This is a genomic window from Morganella morganii, assembly GCF_019243775.1.
Classification (GTDB): Bacteria; Pseudomonadota; Gammaproteobacteria; order Enterobacterales; family Enterobacteriaceae; genus Morganella; species Morganella morganii.
Genome location: NZ_CP069157.1, coordinates 3,196,273 through 3,214,903 on the forward strand (window position 1 = coordinate 3,196,273; position 18,631 = coordinate 3,214,903).

The following is an 18,631-nucleotide window of genomic DNA, read 5'->3' on the forward strand; positions in this document are numbered from 1 at the left end:
CGGCGGCTCTGATATGCAATGATTATTTGCTCATTGCCGCGACTTCTGCAGCGAAGTCAGCTTCAGCTTTCTCGATACCTTCACCCACTTCGAAACGGATGAATGCAGTCACGTCTGCTTTGTTTTCTTTCAGCAGGTCGCCGACAGATTTGCTTGGTTCCATAACGAACGGCTGACCGGTCAGAGAGATTTCGCCGGTGAATTTGTTCATACGGCCGATAACCATTTTCTCTGCGATTTCCTGAGGTTTACCGGACTGCATTGCGATATCCAGCTGGATTTGTTTCTCGTGAGCAACAACATCAGCAGGAACATCTTCAGGTTTGGTATATTCAGGTTTGCTTGCCGCAACGTGCATAGCAATGTGTTTAACCAGTTCTTCGTTTGCGCCGGTTGCCGCAACCAGAACACCGATACGTGCGCCGTGCATGTAAGAACCGACCATGTCGCCTTCTAAGATAGCAGCGCGACGGAAGCTGATGTTTTCACCGATTTTGGCAACCAGTGCAACACGCTGTTCTTCGAATTTCGCAACGATAGCTTCTGCATCAGCAGTTTTCTCAGCCATAACGAAATTCAGGATGTCCTGTGCGAATGCCAGGAAACCGGTATCTTTTGCAACGAAGTCTGTTTCACAGTTAACTTCGATCAGTGCGCCGAATTTAGCATCTGCGCTGACAGCAGATAAGATAACGCCTTCAGCAGCAACGCGGCCTGCTTTTTTCGCTGCTTTAGCCTGGCCGGATTTACGCATGTTATCGATAGCTAATTCGATATCACCGTTTGCTTCAACCAGTGCTTTTTTACATTCCATCATACCTGCGCCAGTACGTTCACGCAGTTCTTTTACCAATGCAGCGGTAATTCCAGACATGTTATTTCCTCGATGAGCTCGCAGAAACTGTTTCTGCGGGGAGTTGTTCGTATATCAGATGCGTATAGGGAGCCATGACGGCTCCCTAACCATTTGCAGCAATACCTGGTTAATAAGAGCGCTCAGAGAGCGGACTCAGATTATTCAGCGGCTAATTCTTCAGCCTGAACAGCCAGATCCTGTGAACGGCCTTCGCGGACAGAAGTCGCGACTGCGCCCAGGTACAGCTTGATTGCACGGATTGCATCATCGTTACCCGGGATGATGAAATCAACACCGTCCGGATCAGAGTTAGTATCAACGATAGCAAATACAGGGATACCCAGGTTGTTTGCTTCTTTGATTGCAATGTGCTCGTGCTCAGCATCGATAACAAACAGAGCGTCAGGTAAACCGCCCATGTCTTTGATACCGCCCAGGCTATTTTCTAACTTACCAAGTTCACGGGTACGCATCAGCGCTTCTTTCTTGGTCAGTTTGTCAAAAGTACCGTCCTGAGACTGTGCTTCCAAATCTTTCAGGCGTTTGATTGACTGACGAACTGTTTTCCAGTTAGTCAGCATACCGCCTAACCAGCGGTGGTTCACGAAGAACTGGTCACAGCTGATTGCAGCTTCCTGTACCGCTTCGCTTGCAGCACGCTTGGTACCTACGAACAGGATTTTACCTTTGCGTGAAGCGATTTTGTTCAGTTCAGCTAATGCGTCGTTGAACATCGGAACAGTTTTTTCCAGGTTGATGATATGCACTTTGTTACGGGCACCAAAGATGAATGGTTTCATTTTCGGGTTCCAGTAACGAGTCTGGTGACCGAAGTGAACGCCCGCCTGGAGCATATCGCGCATGGAAACAGTAGCCATTTTAAACCTCTGTAAATAATAAGTTGGGGTTATGCCTCCACGAATCCCATGCTTCCGACTCCCTGTCAGCGTTAAGCTTCGGAGCACCCCGGCGCACGTGCCGATTCGTGTGTGTTATAACAGTTGAGTTAATTTAAGTTTCCGGCAACCGGGCAAAATACACGGAATGCCGGCGCGCTTTATACCATAAAAGCCGCAGCGATACCACATTTTCTTCAGTTTTCATGCCGGCGGTTATCCGTTGTCCGCCGGGTTTCCGCGCAATGATTGGCATCCTTTTCTCCGGCTGATAACATACCGCGTTTCAGTACCAGTATTCCTAAGTAAAGTCACGGGGCATTCCCGGTTCGGATATCAATAATTATGGCAATCACAATCAAAACAGAAGACGACATCGCGAAGATGCGTGTCGCCGGTCGTCTTGCGGCCGAAGTGCTCGAAATTATCGCCCCGCATGTTGTGCCGGGTGTCAGTACCGGTGAACTCGACCGCATCTGCCACGAGCATATTACGGTAAAACAGCAGGCTATTTCTGCCTGTCTCGGCTACCACGGCTTCCCGAAATCTGTCTGTATCTCCGTCAATGATGTGGTCTGCCACGGCATTCCGAGTGAAGATAAAATCTTAAAAAACGGCGATATTGTGAATATCGATGTCACTGTTATCAAAGACGGATTCCACGGCGACACCTCTGCCATGTTTATCGCCGGAAAACCGACGATTCAGGGCGAGCGTCTGTGCCGCGTGACACAGGAGAGCCTCTATCTGGCACTGCGTATGGTTAAACCGGGCATCCGCCTGCGGACTATCGGCGCGGCTATCCAGAAATTCGCGGAAGGCCATGATTATTCTGTCGTGCGCGATTACTGCGGTCACGGTATCGGCGAAGGTTTCCACGAGGAGCCGCAGGTGCTGCATTATGACGGCGATGACGGCGGTGTGGTGCTGAAAAAAGGCATGGCATTTACCATCGAACCGATGCTCAATACCGGCGATTACCGCATCCGTACCATGAAAGACGGCTGGACTGTCAAAACCAAAGATCGCGGCTTATCCGCACAATATGAGCACACGCTGGTTGTCACCGATGACGGCTGTGAAATCATGACCCTGCGTAAAGATGAGGAAGGCGCGCTTTCCCGTATTCTCGTTGCGCAGTAACCGCCCTGTATTCATGTCCGGCGCACATGCCGGGCATGATACCTCCCCGCCGTCAGGACGCTGAGGAATAACCGGAATGACAACTTCCCCCCGGAAATCTGCCTGTATCATTATTGGTATTGTCACATTGATCCTGCTTGTCATGCTGATACCGTTTTATTTCCTGACCAAGTCATCCGGCTGGTGGCAGAAAGAGTTTGTCGCACGCGGGTATGCTGTCGGTGTGCAGATCCACCAGAATGTTTACGAACTGAATCTGTTTGATCTGGCCTTTACCAAACCGGTGTTTGATCACCAGTCAGTGTATGTCCCGGCAAGCAGCCTCGGCTCCTATTTCACACTGGTTGCGTTGTCACAACAGTCGTTTCCGACGCGGAAAAACATTCTGCTGCCGACGGAAAATCCCTATTTCAACGGCCGGATCAGCATCACTGCCCTGAATATTGATACCGCCGCGCTGGCAAGCGAGAGCAGACAGTACCTGAATGCCGGGGAGAGCTACCGCATCACCCGTCTGACTGCTTCACCGGACCGCTCTCTGTTCAGTTTCAGTACCGATGATAATGCGCCGGAAATACTGCAATCCTCCCCGTACCTGAAGGATATCGTCAATCAGGGCATGTGCCGCACTGACGGACAAAGCAACGGCTGCGGGATCGCCGAAGATACCTATATTAACCTCAGTGACGTCCTGCATAACTACTTCCGCAGCTGCCTGATTTACCGGGTGGATGATGAAAACAAACGCATTATTCTGCAGTTTATCCCGATGCCGGGCCCTGTGCTGATATAACCCCGGCGGACCGGCAAAAAACTGGTTATTTCCCCGCTGACGCAGTAACCTTGCAGCAGAACACCTCTGCCACAAGGATCCCGCATGGACAACGCCCGGAATACCGCATCAGCCCTGAAACCCGCCTCGCCGTTATCCTTTACTGATGATGATTTGCAGTTGCCTGTGCTGCGGGAGCACCTGGAGCATTACCGCCGCTGGCAGGCAGAGGCTTTCCTCGAAGGCCAGCCGGTTCATACCCTGCTGCTGACCCGCAGTGATTATATCGATCAGCTGCTGATCCGCCTGTGGCAGTTTTTCAGTTTTGATGAGGTGGCGGATTTCGCCCTGGTGGCGGTCGGCGGTTACGGTCGCCGGGAGCTGCACCCGTTGTCGGATATCGATATCCTGCTGCTGAGCAGAGCCCCGCTGCCGGAAGCACTCACGCCGAAAATCGGGGAGTTTATTGCCGTGCTGTGGGATCTGAAACTGACGGTCGGCCACAGTGTCCGTACCCTGGATGAGTGTATCCGCGAAGGACTCGGCGACCTGACTGTCGCCACCAACCTGATTGAATCGCGCCTTATCTGCGGCACTCTGCCGCTGTTCCTGCAGTTACAGCGGCAGATATTTAATGACAGCTTCTGGCCGTCACCGCGCTTTTTTGCCGCCAAACTGGCAGAGCAGAAAGAGCGCCACGCCCGCTATCACAGCACCAGTTATAACCTGGAACCGGATATCAAAAGCAGTCCGGGCGGGCTGCGTGATATCCATACCCTGCTCTGGGTGGCGCGCCGCCATTTCGGTGCGACGTCGCTGTATGAAATGGCCGGTTCCGGCTTCCTGACCGATGCCGAGCGGGAAGAGCTGAATGAATGTCTGGATATGCTCTGGCGCATCCGCTTTGCCCTGCATCTGTCTCTGAGCCGCTACGATAACCGCCTGCTGTTTGATCGCCAGCTCAGTGTGGCGGAGCAGCTCGGGTATGACGGCGAGCACAATCAGCCGGTCGAGCGGATGATGAAAGCCTATTACCGCGTCACCCGCCGCGTGTCCGAACTCAATGAAATGCTGCTGCAATTGTTCGACGAAGCCATTCTGCACGCAGGGCACCACGATACCCCCAAACCGCTTGATAAGGATTTTCAGCTGTACGGCCACCGTATCGGGCTTATCCGTGATTCGCTGTTCAGTGAGGATCCCGCTGCCATTATGCGGATGTTTTACCGCATGGCCTGTGATGACACCATCACCGGCATTCATTCCGGCACACTGCGTCAGCTGCGCCATGCCCGGCGGCATCTCAGCCGTCCGCTGATGGAGTATCCGGAGGCCAGAGAGCTGTTTATCGCGATCCTGCGCCATCCGCGCGGTGTGAGCGCCGCGTTTGTTCCGATGCACCGTCATGGTGTGCTGGGTGCCTATATGCCGCTGTGGGGCAATATTGTCGGGCAGATGCAGTTCGATCTGTTCCATGCCTATACCGTGGATGAACACACACTGCGGGTGCTGGGAAAAATCGATACTTTCAGGCTGGAATCCGAGCGGGTGAATCATCCGGTGTGTGTGGATGTCTGGCCGAAACTGCCGCAGCCGGAACTGCTGCGCCTGGCGGCTCTGTTCCACGATATCGCTAAGGGCAGACAGGGCGATCATGCCGTTCTTGGTGCGGCAGATGCACGGGAATTCTGTGAATATCACGACCTGAATGAAGCAGACACAGATCTGGTCAGCTGGCTGGTGGAAAAACACCTGCTGATGTCGGTGACCGCGCAGCGCCGGGATATTCAGGATCCGGAAGTGATCCGCACCTTTGCCGGTGAGGTGCAGAGCACAGAGCGGCTCCGTTACCTTATCTGCCTGACCGTTGCCGATATATGGGCGACCAATGCCTCGCTCTGGAACGGCTGGCGGCGCAGTCTGCTGCGCGAACTGTTTATCAGCACCGAAAACCAGTTATTACGCGGAGTGCATAATAAACCGAATCTGCGCCAGCGGATCCGCCACCACCGCGACCGTGCACTGGCCCTGCTGCGTCAGGACGGTGCCGATGAGCAGAAACTGAACCGGTTCTGGTCGCGCTGTCATGCAGATTATTTTCTGCGCCATACCCCGGAACAGCTTGCCTGGCACGCCGGGGCACTGCTGAAAAATGATATGGCATCACCGCTGATCCTTATCAGTAACCAGCGCAGCCACGGCGGCAGTGAAATTTTTATCTGGTGCAACGACCGCCCTTCCCTGTTTGCTTCGGTGGTCAGCGAGCTGGATCGCCGCAATCTCAGTGTCCAGAACGCCCAGATTTTCACCAACCGCGACAATATGGCAATGGATTCCTTTGTGGTGCTGGAGCCGGACGGCAAGCCTCTCGCCGCCGATCGCCATGACACTATCCGTAAAGCACTGGCCTGCGCGGTTACCACAGATTATGTACCGAACCACCGCACCCGGACCGCCCCCGCCAAATTGCGCCATTTTGATGTGCCGACGCGGGTGAAGTTTATTCACAATAAACGCGGCCTGCGCAGCTACATGGAATTATATGCGCTGGATAAACCCGGACTGCTGGCGCAGGTTGGTCAGATTTTTGCCGTACTCGGCCTTCAGTTGCACGGCGCGCGCATCACCACAACCGGCGAAAAAGTCGAGGATATTTTTATTCTGACGGATAAGGATAATAAAGCGCTGGATAAAAATATTCAGGAAGAACTGACTGAACGGTTGACAAAAGCCCTCAATTCAAAGGATAAAACAGAGTAAATTCATCAAAGCACCAGATAAAAGGAAACGAACACCGATGCAGCAATTACAGGCCATTATTGAATCCGCCTTTGAAGATCGCGCCGCTGTGACACCGGCAACTGCCACCCCTGTACTGCGTGACGCAGTTAATCAGGTGATTGAGTTACTGGACAGCGGAAAACTGCGCGTCGCTGAAAAAATCGGCGGCACCTGGGTGACACATCAGTGGCTGAAAAAAGCAGTGCTGCTCTCTTTCCGTATCAGTGACAATCAGGTGATGGACGGGGCTGAATCCCGTTACTTTGATAAAGTCCCGATGAAATTCGCGGATTACGACCAGGCGCGTTTTGAGCGCGAAGGGTTCCGTGTGGTACCGCCTGCGGCAGCCCGCCGTGGTGCGTTTATCGCCCGCAATACCGTACTGATGCCATCTTACGTCAATATCGGTGCCTATGTGGATGAAGGCACGATGGTGGATACCTGGGCGACGGTCGGCTCCTGTGCGCAGATCGGTAAAAACGTGCATCTCTCCGGCGGTGTCGGTATCGGCGGGGTATTAGAGCCGTTACAGGCCAATCCGACCATTATCGAGGACAACTGCTTTATCGGCGCACGTTCCGAAGTGGTGGAAGGAGTGATTGTGGAAACCGGTTCCGTGATTTCCATGGGTGTGTATATCGGCCAGAGCACCAAAATTTATGATCGCGAAACCGGCGAAATCCATTACGGCCGTGTCCCGGCGGGCTCTGTGGTTGTCTCCGGTAATCTGCCGTCAAAAGATGGCCGTTACAGCCTCTATTGTGCGGTGATTGTCAAAAAAGTAGATGAAAAAACGCGCGGCAAGGTCGGAATTAATGAATTGTTACGCACCATAGACTAATCTCAGAAATAGCGGATAATAACTCCGCTATTTTTTTTATCCGTGCATCTTATCTTCCGCCTTTTGCGGCGGGAACAGGACAGAATAACAATCAATAGGTGGCGCACATGTACGACAATTTAAAAAGTCTGGGAATTACGCATCCTGAAGATATTGATCGCTATACTCTTCGTCAGGAAGCGAACAACGACATTCTGAAAATCTATTTCCGCAAGGATAAAGGCGAGTTTTTCGCCAAGAGCGTGAAGTTTAAGTACCCGCGTCAGCGCAAGACTATCCAGGATGCACAGGGTTTCAAAGAGATTAATGAGATCAACAGCAACCTGCGTTATGTCATCGAAGAGCTGGATACCATCTGCCAGCAGACAGAGAGCGCGATGCCGGAAATCGATCTGAAACGTAAGATCCTCGACGATCTCCGCCATCTGGAGCATGTGGTGTCCAATAAGATCGCTGAAATTGAAAGCGATCTGGAAAAACTGACCCGCAAGTAACCGGATGAAACACTGCCGCAGTGCTGCAAAGCTGCTGCGGCGTTGTTTTCCGTGATCAGCTGACCAGTGCCGCCCAGGTTTTCAGCCACGGCTGTGCAAACTCTTCCGGTGCAGCGACTTCCGCGCCGTCAATCACCAGCATCTCGCCGATGCGCTGCGCATGCTGTTCCTGCAGTAACTCATTGAACTGATGGCCGCCACCGGCAAAATTATCATAACTGCTGTCGCCCAGCGCGATAATACCGTAGCGCAGTGACGGCTGATAACCGATGTCATCCCGCAGACCCGCAAACAGTTCGCGGATATTATCCGGCAGATCGCCCTGTCCGGTGGTGGAGGTGATCACCAGTGCCACATCCGTAAGGTAATCTTTCCACTGTGACAGTTCCGGTTCATCAAATAACACCACTTCATGACCGGCCTGCTCCAGAATGGTCTGTGCCTCTTCACCCACAGCCAGCGAATTGCCGTAAACTGTGCCGATAAAAATACCGATACGTGCCATTATCCGTCCTTTTTCATCAGTAAAATCAAATTATTAATAAATCAGGGTAATGTCCAGCCAAGCTGTTCTGCCACCCGCTGCCAGGTTTCATCGAAACCGGCATGCAGCACCAGCGACTCTCCGCTGACCGGGTGTGTCAGTACCAGTTCCGATGCATGCAGCATCAGCCGGCGGCTGCCGAAATGTTCTGTGAATCCCCGGTTCTGACGCAGATCGCCGTGTGCGGTATCACCGATAATCGGATGCCGCAGATGCTGCATATGGCGGCGCAGCTGGTGTTTACGTCCGGTTTCCGGTTTCAGTTCCGTCAGGGTAAAACGGGATGTCGGGTAACGCCCGATAGCCACCGGACACTCCACTTTCGCCAGCGGGCGGTAGTGTGTCACCGCCGGTTGCGCCGGTTTTTCCGCCGCAAATTTATCAGCGATTTTATCCAGCTCTTCCACCAGCGGGTAATCCAGCGTCGCCGTTTCCTCTATCCAGCCGCGCACCACCGCATGATAGGTTTTCTGCATTTCATGCCGTTCAAGCTGCTGTGACAGCAGGCGCGCCACCTCTGATGACAGCCCCATCAGCAGCACGCCGGAAGTCGGTCTGTCGAGACGGTGAACCGGAAAAACATGCTGGCCTATCTGGTCGCGCAGTGTCTGCATCACAAACACTGTTTCATGACGGTCAAGCCAGCTGCGGTGTACCAGCCATCCGGCGGGTTTATTCACCGCGACGATATGTTCATCCTGATAACAGATTTCCAGTAATGTTTTTTCCGGTAATGGTGTGTCCTGCAATGGTTGTGTCACGCGAAAAGCCCGTCCAGCGCCCGTAAATGGTCAAGCAGCACCAGATAGCGTGCAGCCTGTTCGTCCCCTCTGTAGTGCTCTTCAAAATACGGGGCTATCTGAAAGGCGGACGGCAGTGCCGCGCCCTGTTCAATCATGGCATACAGGCGCGGGATAAGGATCCACTGTAACCACTCATGGGCATTCATGGTATCCACCGCAAACGGCAGTTCGCTTTCAAATGCTTCTGCTGCCGGAGGCTGCCCCTGCCACAGATCGACGGCGCGCATCTCGTTCTCGATGTCCGTCAGGATCGCAGTAATCTGCTGATGTTTTGTCATAACTGAAACCTGTTTACGCTGTAAAATTCATTTTCCGCAGCCAATGCCGCTGATATCTGTAGCGTAACATTGAGGTCAGATAAGTAAAAATCAATTCCTGTCCGGAAGACATAAAAAGGCATAACGGGGATTAGCGGGGGGATTAAAAACGAGGGGGAAAAATCCCCCTCGTTTCTAATAAAATAACATCCTGTCTCTGCTGAAAATACATCCGTGTATTTCCGTCCACTTCCTTATGGGCACAGACAGCATGCCGCAGCACTGCGTGACAGGCAATAATACCGGCGGGAAATCACGGTAGTACAGGAATATTAATTCAATGAATTTACTGCTTATTTTCAGTAAACCATGATTTTACGGCAGACCGTATTACAGCCATCACCGGTAAAATCCCACACCGCTGTCAGTGATATTTATGCTGTGCATACCGCCGTCAGCTGTGACAGAAATGATGCCGTATCCGCCGCCAGCACCCGGCGCTTTGTGGTACCGAACGTTTCGAGGATCACTTCACCGTTCAGGTTACAGACAGAAATCATGTCAAATTCTGATTCCAGTGTGGCGATAAACTGTGTCGGCGGCAGTTTCAGACGGCGCTGCGTGACCAGATGACCAATCAGGTTTTCCTGTAAGCGGATAAAATCATCCTCACTCCAGACCTGCACCAGACTGAGCTGAATATCCTCAAAAACAGCCTGCATATCCCCCGCAAACTGCTGCGTGTAGAATTCACTGATATCCGGGTGCAGCTGAATATCCAGCGCTTTCTCAACCGGCTGCAAATGCTTGTCTGCGGTGAATTCCGCCGGTTCCCAGTACACACACTCATCACCGGTGCGGATAATACACGGGGAAGGAATACCATAAAGATCGTGACTGATCGGCGGTAAACCTGTTTTTTCCTGCCATAAACCGACATAATGCCGGGTAAACTGATGTAACGCCTGAGAAACTGTGCGGGTCATATCGCAAAACCTGTTAAACATAAAAGTATCATGCCGCTATAGTAACGTATGACAGACTGTATTGGCGACAGGCGGTACTATTTTTCACCTGAGGTAAAAGGGTTATTTATGTCTCTGTATGAAGGAAAGGCAGAACTGGCGTCACTGACGCTCGGTAAAAAAACCGGTTATGAGCAGCATTACAATCCCGCTCTGTTACAGGGTGTACCGCGCAGCCTCAACCGGGATGCCCTGCATCTGCATGCGGATAATCTGCCTTTTCGCGGTGCGGATCTGTGGACACTCTATGAGCTTTCCTGGTTGCAGCCGAACGGCGTGCCCTGCATTGCGCTCGGCTATGTTTCCCTCGATGCCGCCGGGCTGAATCTGATTGAATCCAAGAGCTTCAAGCTCTATCTCAACAGCTTTAACCAGACGGTATTTGCCTCTGCGGATGATGTCCGCCGCACACTGGAGCAGGATTTAAGCGCCTGTGCACAGGGAAAGGTGACAGTGGAGTTGCTGCGCCCGGATCAGTTCACCGGACAAAAAATCATTGATTTTACCGGCGAGTGTATCGATTATCAGGATATTACGATTACTGATTATCAGTTCAGCAGTGATTATCTTATTGATGCCGTCAATGAAAATGACGATGTCGTTGAAGAAACGTTAGTCAGCCACCTGCTAAAATCAAACTGCCTGATTACACAGCAGCCTGACTGGGGCTCCGTCGCCATACAGTATCGCGGCCCCAAAATTGATCGTGAGAAACTGCTGCGGTATCTGGTGTCATTCCGCAACCATAACGAGTTTCATGAGCAGTGCGTTGAGCGGATTTTTACCGATCTGAACACACACTGCCGCCCGGTTGCCCTGACTGTCTATGCCCGTTATACACGGCGCGGCGGGCTGGATATCAATCCGTGGCGCACCAATACGGACTTTACACCGTCTGCGGACCGTCTTGCCCGTCAGTAAGGCAGACAGCGCGCAACCTGTACGACTACAATTTATCCACGGGATAACAAGGAGTTTTACTTGATCACACATATCAGCCCGTTAGGCTCTATGGATCTGCTTTCCCAGCTTGAAGTTGATGTTCTGAAACGGACAGCAAGCAGTCACCTGTACCGTCTGTACCGCAACTGTTCGCTGGCGGTGCTGAATTCCGGCAGCCAGATGGATAACAGTCATGAATTACTGTCCCGTTTCCCGGATTTTGATATTAACGTGCTGCGCCGTGAGCGCGGGGTAAAACTCGAACTGGTGAACCCGCCGCAGAATGCGTTTGTTGACGGCAAAATTATCCGTTCACTCCAGGCTAACCTGTTTGCCGTGCTGCGCGATATTCTGTTCGTCCAAACCCAGATCACCGATGCCGAGCGCTGCCGCGGCCTGAATCTGGACAACAGCGCACATATCACCAACCTGATTTTCTTTATCCTGCGTAACGCCCGCGCCCTGCATATTGATGAAGATCCGAATATGATTGTCTGCTGGGGCGGTCACTCCATCAATGAAACCGAATACCTGTACGGACGTAAAGTCGGGAACGAGCTGGGGTTGCGCGAGCTGAATATCTGTACCGGCTGCGGACCGGGCGCCATGGAAGCGCCGATGAAAGGCGCGGCTGTCGGCCATGCCCAGCAGGGTTACAAAAACAGCCGTTTTATCGGCCTGACCGAGCCGTCCATTATTGCTGCCGAGCCGCCTAACCCGCTGGTAAACGAACTTATCATCATGCCGGATATCGAAAAACGGCTGGAGAGTTTTGTCCGTCTGGCACACGGGATCATCATCTTCCCGGGCGGGGTCGGTACGGCTGAAGAACTGCTCTACCTGCTGGGGATCCTGATGCATCCGGAAAACAAAGATCAGGTACTGCCGCTGGTACTGACCGGGCCGAAAGAGAGCGCCGACTATTTCCGTGTGCTCAATGACTTCGTGATCAACACCCTGGGCGAAGAAGCCACCCGCCATTATCAGATCATTATTGATGATCCGGTGGAAGTTGCCCGCGTGATGAAACGCGCCATGCCGGAAGTGAAAGATAACCGCCGCAGCACCGGGGACGCTTACAGCTTCAACTGGTCGATTAAAATTGCCGGTGATCTGCAGCATCCGTTTGAGCCGACACATGAAAATATGGCTGCACTGAACCTGTACCGCAATCAGGAGCCGGAAAAACTGGCGGCAGATCTGCGCCGTGCGTTCTCCGGTATTGTCGCCGGTAACGTGAAAGAAAACGGTATGCAGGCCATCGCACAGCACGGGCCGTTCAAAATCCACGGCGAGGAAGCCATTATGCAGCGGATGGATGTCATGCTGCGCGGATTTGTTGAACAGCACCGGATGAAATTACCGGGTGGCACGGCTTACGAGCCATGCTACGAAATCATCCGCTGATACTTTTTATCTGAACTGTTTCCCCGCCGCCGGCGGGGAAATTATATATAGCGACTATGATCCATTTACTGATTATCGATGCAATGAATCTGATCCGCCGGATCTACGCCGTGCAGAGCCAGTCCGGCCTGCTGGTCTGTGAGCAAGCCCTGATGCAGATCCTGAATCATGCACAACCGACACACGCGGTCACCGTCTTTGATGAGGACGACCGCAGTCACAGCTGGCGTCATCAACTGCTGCCGGGTTACAAAGCGGGACGCAGTGAGATGCCGGAGGTTGTCCGGCAGGAACTGCCGCTGCTGCGGGAAATGTTTGCCCGTCACGGCATCCGGGCATGGCATTCCGAAGGGGATGAGGCGGATGATCTCGCCGCCACACTGGCGCACAAAGTCGGTCAGGCGGGACACAGAGTGACGATTGTCTCCACCGACAAAGGCTATTGCCAGCTGCTCTCCCCGCAGATTCAGATCCGCGACTATTTTCAGAAACGCTGGCTCGATATGCCGTTTATTGCCGCCGAATTTGGTGTTACCGCACAGCAACTGCCGGACTTCTGGGGCTTAAGCGGAATCAGCAGCAGTAAAATCCCCGGCATCACCGGTATCGGCCCGAAAGCAGCGGCCACACTGCTCAGCACCTTTGCTGACCTGGATTCACTTTACAGCCACATTGACCGGGTACCGGAGAAATGGCGCCAGAAACTGATCGACGGAAAAGCCATGGCTTACAGCTGTCGTGACGTCGCCACCCTGAAACGGGATCTGCATTTACAGGGCAATCTCAGCCAGTTGCGCTTACCAGCGGGAAACAGCAGCTCTTAAACCAGACAACGGAGTGCCTGTGTTTACTCAGCTTCGTTCGGAATAATCCCGGTCAAATTTAGCTTAAGTTAAAATCGTTAGATAAACCGGCGGACATCCCCTACACTCGGTTTTATTAATATATTAACCAGCTAGCGGATGGCTTATGTTTACGAAAGCACGCATTATTTTAGGGTTTTTTGCTGTTATTGGTTTGCTGATGCTGATGGGCGGCAGTTACTTTTACCTTTCCGGTTATTCACAGGAAAAAAGCGGAATAGTGGTCACCGGACAAATTATCGATCTGTCTGTTCATCGCTCTGATGACGGTACTACTTATTGTCCTGTGGTGAAATACACTGACGGGCAGGAAGAGTATGTCATGGAGTCCTCTTATTGCAGCAGCGGTTACCACAATGCACCGGGTGACGATATTGATGTTATTTACCAGCCGGGCAACCCGGATAACGCGGTTATCCACTCTTTCGGCGGTCTGTACGGAGGAGCCGTGATTCTTCTCGGAATGGGTGCGGTATTTGCACTGGTCGGTACGCTGCCGCTGATTATCATGTATCTGCGGAGTAAATCCGGTCAGCGCCTGCTGCGGGAAGGAATGCCGGTCAAAGCCCGGTTCAGTGAAGTGATCCTGAATACCACGATCAATATCAACGGCCGCAGCCCGTTTCAGATTGTGGCACAAATGCATGACACTGCGGCAAACACGGTGAAACTGTATTACAGCCACAATATTGCGTTTGACCCGTCACCGTTTATTAATCAGGAGTTTGTCACCGTTTATGTGGACACGAAAAATCCTGATAAATACTACATGGATATCTCTTTCCTGCCGAAAGTGAAGTGATACAAAAAAAATCCGGCAATCATTGCCGGGATTTTTCATCAGAAGACCCGATCCGGGTTATATGCACCCCACACCCGCTGGACATGCACCGTAATTTCCTCACGGTCATGATACAGATGTTTCGCGTGGATCAGCGCATTCACGCCCTGCTCTTTCATTTCAGCAGCCATTTTTTCGAGGATATGAGATACCTCTTCATAGCGCTTTTTCATCGGCAGTTTGAGGTTGAAAATCGTCTCGCGGCACCAGCCGTTAACCATCCAGGTGGTCATCAGCGCGGCCACTTTCGCCGGTTTTTCCACCATATCGCAGACCAGCCAGGTAATATTTTTGGATGTCGGCACGAACTTAAAGCCATCCTCACGGAGATGGCGCACCTGACCGGTTTCCATCAGGCTTTCAGCCATCGGGCCGTTATCCACGGCCTGAACACGCATACTGTGTTTCACCAGCTGATACGTCCAGCCGCCCGGGCATGCCCCCAGGTCCACCGCCTGTAATCCGCCTTCCAGACGCTCTTCCCATTCGTCGTACGGAATAAACATATGAAATGCTTCTTCCAGCTTGAGGGTGGAGCGGCTCGGTGCATCTGACGGGAACTTCAGACGCGGGATCCCCATGTAGAACGCAGAGTTATTATTCGAGTAAGAATAACCGACATAGCAACAGCCCGGCGCGATAAAGAAAACGTGAATGACCGGACGGCCCCGGTTCTCTTTTGCCAGCAGCAGTTTTTCCTGACGCAGTGCCGAACGCAGCGGTACCGTGAATTTACGGCAGAACTTCATCAGCTCTTTGGCTTCGTTGGTGTCAGGCACTTCGACGCGCAGATCACCCGCACGCTCCACCACGCCGGTCAGCATCCCCATGATCGGCGAAATCCGGTCATTTTCGGGTAAGTTTTTCAGCAGTTCACCGACAACTATCATCTGACGGGCAAAAATCAGTTCTTTAAACGGGATCTCTTTTGCAATGCGATCGGCATCATCCGGCTGATAGCATTCAAAAATGACATAACCGCTGTTCTCTTTCACCCGCGGGAAACCAAAAATCTCAAGACGCCCGGCTTTATCCGTGATCTCAGCTGCACACTCTTTTTCAAAACCCGGACGGCAATATAATGCTATTTTATTCATGGCCGGAAGCCACTTTCCTTAGACGCAGCGCGCCAATCAATACACAAAACCAGCCTAACAGGAAACTTACCCCGCCAACCGGCGTAAAATAGGCAAAATATTTCATCTGTAACAGCGCCATACAATACAGGCTGCCGGAAAACAGCAGAATGCCGATCCCGAAAAACAGTCCGCTCCAGTAAAACCACAATACCACTTTGCGCATCAGCACAGCGGCCAGCCCCATCAGGGCGAGTGTATGTGAGATCTGGTACTGGAGACCCAGATTAATCCAGTCCATCTGGTGCTTTGCCAGAACCGGTGTTAAAAGGTGCGATCCGATTGCGCCGAATGCAACATAAAAAAAAGCCGCTGAAACCGGCAAAAATTAACATCAACCGACTATTCATTTGCCATACCTTATGTGAAGTTCAGGTTAATCCTGCTCACTTGTCATCCAACCTAGTTTTTCCTGTTCACTCGCCGCCTGCGCCATAATCCACTGACGGAATGCTGCGATTTTACCGGAATCAGCCTGACTGTCCTGACACACCAGATAAAACGCATTCTTACTGACCAGAATATCTTTAAACGGGCACACCAGGCGACCGGCATCCAGTTCATTTTTTGCCATAACATTATTGACCAGTGCCACGCCCTGCCCGTGCACTGCGGCCTGAATCACCATCGCACTGTGGCTGAAAATCGGCCCGTGCTGCACATTAACCTGCTGCTGCAAATCCGCCTGACGGATATACGCCTGCCAGTCACGGCGGGATGAATCATGCAGAAGTGTATGATACGACAAATCGGTCAGCGTTTTGAGCGGCCGTTCACCGGTCATCAGTGACGGCGCGCACACCGGGATCAGATATTCCGCATACAGCCGGTCTGTACGCAGACCCGGCCAGTTACCCCTGCCGTAAAAAATCGCCACATCCACATCATCGGCCAGTTTATCTTCTTCGCGGTCAACCGCCTGGATCCGCACATCAATGCCCGGATAGGCCTGATGAAAGCCGGACAGACGCGGCACCAGCCACTGGATCGCGAAACTCGGTGACAGACTGACTGTCAGCGCCCCTTTGGCACTGCGTGCCTGGAGTTTGCGTGTGGCGTCGTTTATCGCTGAGAAGATTTCCTTAATATCGAGATAATAACTCTGCCCCTCTTCCGTCAGCAACAACGAACGGTTCCGGCGGCGGAATAATTTCAGCCCGAGGAAATCTTCCAGGCTTTTCATCTGATGGCTCACTGCGGCCTGAGTCACAAAAAGCTCTTCCGCCGCCTTAGTAAAACTTAAATGGCGGGCGGCAGCATCGAAGACACGCAAAGCATTCAGCGGAGGCAATCGTTTGGACATTTTCTGGTTTTTCTGTCAGATCCGGATACCGGTAACGTAAGTTTAGTCGGGATTAGTTTTTGTAATCCGAAGCATTATAAATTGTCCCTTGATGATACACCAGCAAATACCTATAGTATGCCCACTTCCTAAGCCGGAACGAAAAGTTGAACGGTAGCGATACTGCAAAACTTTTGGCTATGTGGTTGTGATGTTGTGTTTGCAAGTTGTCCGGGAGTTCCGGACATAGTAGCTTAAGCTACTGTTTTTTTCACTTCCTGTACATTTACCCTGTCTGTCCATAGTGATTTTTTGAATGCACCGCCGATTGCGGTGCTTTTTTTTTGCCTTCCGTCCGCAGATACGTTTCCCCCGTCTGGAAAGCCGCCACGATGTTGATTATAGTAAACCGTCGCTGACGGTGCTACCGCCGCGATCCGGCCGGTCACCACCGGGCTCCCGCCTCTGATGTACCGGATACCGCACTTTTTGCATAAGCTCTGTTTATCTCAGACTGCCGTTGATAACACTGATGAAAACCTTTTCTCCCGATACATTCCGCCGCGCCTTTCCCGGGACTGCCGGTGACACTGTTTTTCTCGACAGCGCCGCCACCGCCCTTAAACCGGAGGTGATGACACAGGCCACCGCCCGCTATTATCAGCATGACAGCGGCGCGACCGTTCACCGCAGCCATCACCGGCAGGCCAGAGCCGTCACTGAACAGTTTGAGCAGGCGCGTGACGCTGTGCGGCAGCTGATTCAGGCTGAAGATGCCCGCAGCTGTATCTGGACAAAAGGCACCACCGAATCCCTGAACCTGGTCGCTCAGGGCTTTTTCCGCCCGCGTCTGCAGCCGGGGGATGAAATCATTGTCAGTGAGCTGGAACACCATTCCAACCTGATCCCGTGGATCATGCTGGCACAGCAGACCGGAGCAACCCTGGTGAAATGGCCGCTGACAGCGGACAAAACACTGTGCTGCGATCAGTTGGAACACCTGCTGTCACCGCGCACCCGGCTGGTGGCGGTCACACAGATGTCCAATGTCACCGGCTGCCAGCCGGATATTGCCCGCGCGGCACAGCTGGCACATCAGCACGGCGCACTGATTGTCGCTGACGGTGCTCAGGGTGTGGTTCACCGTCCGCTGAATGTTACTCTCAGTGATGTTGATTTCTATGCGTTTTCCGCCCACAAACTCTATGGCCCGAACGGGCTGGGTGTGCTGTACGGCCGTCCGGAGCTGCTCAGTGATATGCAGCCGTGGCAGGGCGGCGGTAAAATGCTGACGGATACCGACTTTTTCAGCTTCACCCCGGCTCCGGTTCCCGCCCGTTTTGAAGCAGGAACACCTAATGTGGCCGGTGTTACTGCGTTCGGGGAAACCCTGCGCTGGCTGGATACAATCGATCTCACCGCCGCCCACGATTACACCATTGCACTGTGTGACAGTGCAGAACAGCAGCTCGCGGCACTCCCCGGTTTCCGCAGTTACCGCAGCCCCGGCAGCCCGCTGCTGGCCTTTAATATCGATGGTATTCATCACAGTGATATCGCCACGCTGCTGGCGGAAAAAAATATCGCCCTGCGCCACGGGCAGCACTGTGCGCAGCCGCTGTGTCAGGCGCTGGGCACGGAAGGCTGTCTGCGGGTCTCCTTTATGCCGTATAATCAGCCGGATGATGTCCGTCAGCTGGTGCAGGCGGTACAATTTGCTCTTGAAATTCTGGCTGACGACTGAGAGA

The 18,631-nt window shown here is 52.7% G+C and carries 18 protein-coding genes and 1 pseudogene; 10 read left to right on the forward strand and 9 right to left on the reverse strand.

Features of this window, described 5'->3' with window-relative positions; all coding sequences use genetic code 11:
• Positions 1-22: 22 nt before the first annotated feature.
• Both tsf and rpsB read right to left on the reverse strand, forming a co-directional pair.
• Positions 23-874, reverse strand: coding sequence for a translation elongation factor Ts (gene tsf / locus JL661_RS15325; RefSeq protein WP_004242215.1), 852 nt, complete (start codon positions 872-874; stop codon positions 23-25).
• A 140-nt stretch (positions 875-1,014) separates the two neighbouring features.
• Positions 1,015-1,734, reverse strand: coding sequence for a 30S ribosomal protein S2 (gene rpsB / locus JL661_RS15330; RefSeq protein WP_004242214.1), 720 nt, complete (start codon positions 1,732-1,734; stop codon positions 1,015-1,017).
• A 363-nt stretch (positions 1,735-2,097) separates the two neighbouring features.
• Here rpsB and map point away from each other — a divergent pair, with 363 nt between their 5' ends.
• The 5 genes from map (at position 2,098) to JL661_RS15355 (ending at position 7,783) form a co-directional block, all read left to right on the forward strand.
• Positions 2,098-2,895: a type I methionyl aminopeptidase gene (gene map, locus JL661_RS15335; RefSeq protein ID WP_004237221.1), complete on the forward strand. Its 798-nt coding sequence runs from the start codon at positions 2,098-2,100 to the stop codon at positions 2,893-2,895.
• Positions 2,896-2,971: 76 nt separating this feature from the next.
• Positions 2,972-3,688: a hypothetical protein gene (locus JL661_RS15340; RefSeq protein WP_004237220.1), complete on the forward strand. Its 717-nt coding sequence runs from the start codon at positions 2,972-2,974 to the stop codon at positions 3,686-3,688.
• 84 nt (positions 3,689-3,772) lie between these two features.
• Positions 3,773-6,427 (forward strand): bifunctional uridylyltransferase/uridylyl-removing protein GlnD, encoded by a 2,655-nt coding sequence (gene glnD / locus JL661_RS15345; RefSeq protein WP_062773225.1) that lies wholly within the window; start codon positions 3,773-3,775, stop codon positions 6,425-6,427.
• A gap of 37 nt (positions 6,428-6,464) precedes the next feature.
• Positions 6,465-7,289, forward strand: coding sequence for a 2,3,4,5-tetrahydropyridine-2,6-dicarboxylate N-succinyltransferase (gene dapD / locus JL661_RS15350; RefSeq protein WP_004237218.1), 825 nt, complete (start codon positions 6,465-6,467; stop codon positions 7,287-7,289).
• Positions 7,290-7,396: 107 nt separating this feature from the next.
• On the forward strand, positions 7,397-7,783 hold the full coding sequence (locus JL661_RS15355; protein WP_004237217.1) for a DUF3461 family protein: 387 nt from the start codon (positions 7,397-7,399) through the stop codon (positions 7,781-7,783).
• Between the two features lie 55 nt (positions 7,784-7,838).
• Here the strand turns inward: JL661_RS15355 and JL661_RS15360 are convergent, their stop codons facing one another.
• The 4 genes from JL661_RS15360 to syd all read right to left on the reverse strand — a co-directional run bounded on the left by JL661_RS15360 (position 7,839) and on the right by syd (position 10,373).
• On the reverse strand, positions 7,839-8,288 hold the full coding sequence (locus JL661_RS15360; RefSeq protein ID WP_004237216.1) for a flavodoxin: 450 nt from the start codon (positions 8,286-8,288) through the stop codon (positions 7,839-7,841).
• A 41-nt stretch (positions 8,289-8,329) separates the two neighbouring features.
• Positions 8,330-9,088, reverse strand: a complete 759-nt coding sequence (gene truC / locus JL661_RS15365) for a tRNA pseudouridine(65) synthase TruC (protein WP_174525728.1) — start codon at positions 9,086-9,088, stop codon at positions 8,330-8,332.
• On the reverse strand, positions 9,085-9,408 hold the full coding sequence (locus JL661_RS15370; RefSeq protein ID WP_004242205.1) for a YqcC family protein: 324 nt from the start codon (positions 9,406-9,408) through the stop codon (positions 9,085-9,087). Before JL661_RS15370 ends, truC begins: the two co-directional genes overlap by 4 nt.
• Before the next feature lie 413 nt (positions 9,409-9,821).
• Positions 9,822-10,373: a SecY-interacting protein gene (syd, locus tag JL661_RS15375; protein ID WP_024474958.1), complete on the reverse strand. Its 552-nt coding sequence runs from the start codon at positions 10,371-10,373 to the stop codon at positions 9,822-9,824.
• Between the two features lie 108 nt (positions 10,374-10,481).
• Here syd and queF point away from each other — a divergent pair, with 108 nt between their 5' ends.
• The 4 genes from queF to JL661_RS15395 all read left to right on the forward strand — a co-directional run bounded on the left by queF (position 10,482) and on the right by JL661_RS15395 (position 14,426).
• The gene (queF, locus tag JL661_RS15380) at positions 10,482-11,333 is read left to right on the forward strand and encodes an NADPH-dependent 7-cyano-7-deazaguanine reductase QueF (RefSeq protein WP_015422458.1); all 852 of its coding nucleotides are present in this window, start codon (positions 10,482-10,484) and stop codon (positions 11,331-11,333) included.
• Positions 11,334-11,393: 60 nt separating this feature from the next.
• A complete protein-coding gene (ppnN, locus tag JL661_RS15385; protein ID WP_004237210.1) occupies positions 11,394-12,761 on the forward strand; it encodes a nucleotide 5'-monophosphate nucleosidase PpnN in 1,368 nt (455 codons plus the stop codon).
• Between the two features lie 56 nt (positions 12,762-12,817).
• On the forward strand, positions 12,818-13,585 hold the full coding sequence (gene xni, locus JL661_RS15390; protein WP_062773222.1) for a flap endonuclease Xni: 768 nt from the start codon (positions 12,818-12,820) through the stop codon (positions 13,583-13,585).
• Between the two features lie 145 nt (positions 13,586-13,730).
• The gene (locus tag JL661_RS15395) at positions 13,731-14,426 is read left to right on the forward strand and encodes a DUF3592 domain-containing protein (RefSeq protein ID WP_062773219.1); all 696 of its coding nucleotides are present in this window, start codon (positions 13,731-13,733) and stop codon (positions 14,424-14,426) included.
• Between the two features lie 38 nt (positions 14,427-14,464).
• Here JL661_RS15395 and rlmM read toward each other — a convergent pair whose 3' ends face one another.
• The 3 genes and pseudogenes from rlmM to JL661_RS15410 all read right to left on the reverse strand — a co-directional run bounded on the left by rlmM (position 14,465) and on the right by JL661_RS15410 (position 16,904).
• Positions 14,465-15,562, reverse strand: a complete 1,098-nt coding sequence (gene rlmM, locus JL661_RS15400; protein WP_004237207.1) for a 23S rRNA (cytidine(2498)-2'-O)-methyltransferase RlmM — start codon at positions 15,560-15,562, stop codon at positions 14,465-14,467.
• Positions 15,555-15,951 (reverse strand): annotated as a pseudogene (locus JL661_RS15405) (DUF423 domain-containing protein). Before JL661_RS15405 ends, rlmM begins: the two are co-directional and overlap by 8 nt.
• Positions 15,952-15,977: 26 nt before the next feature.
• The gene (locus JL661_RS15410; protein WP_004242201.1) at positions 15,978-16,904 is read right to left on the reverse strand and encodes a transcriptional regulator GcvA; all 927 of its coding nucleotides are present in this window, start codon (positions 16,902-16,904) and stop codon (positions 15,978-15,980) included.
• A gap of 511 nt (positions 16,905-17,415) precedes the next feature.
• Here JL661_RS15410 and csdA point away from each other — a divergent pair.
• A complete protein-coding gene (gene csdA / locus JL661_RS15415) occupies positions 17,416-18,627 on the forward strand; it encodes a cysteine desulfurase CsdA (protein ID WP_062773216.1) in 1,212 nt (403 codons plus the stop codon).
• The last annotated feature ends 4 nt before the right edge of the window (positions 18,628-18,631 follow it).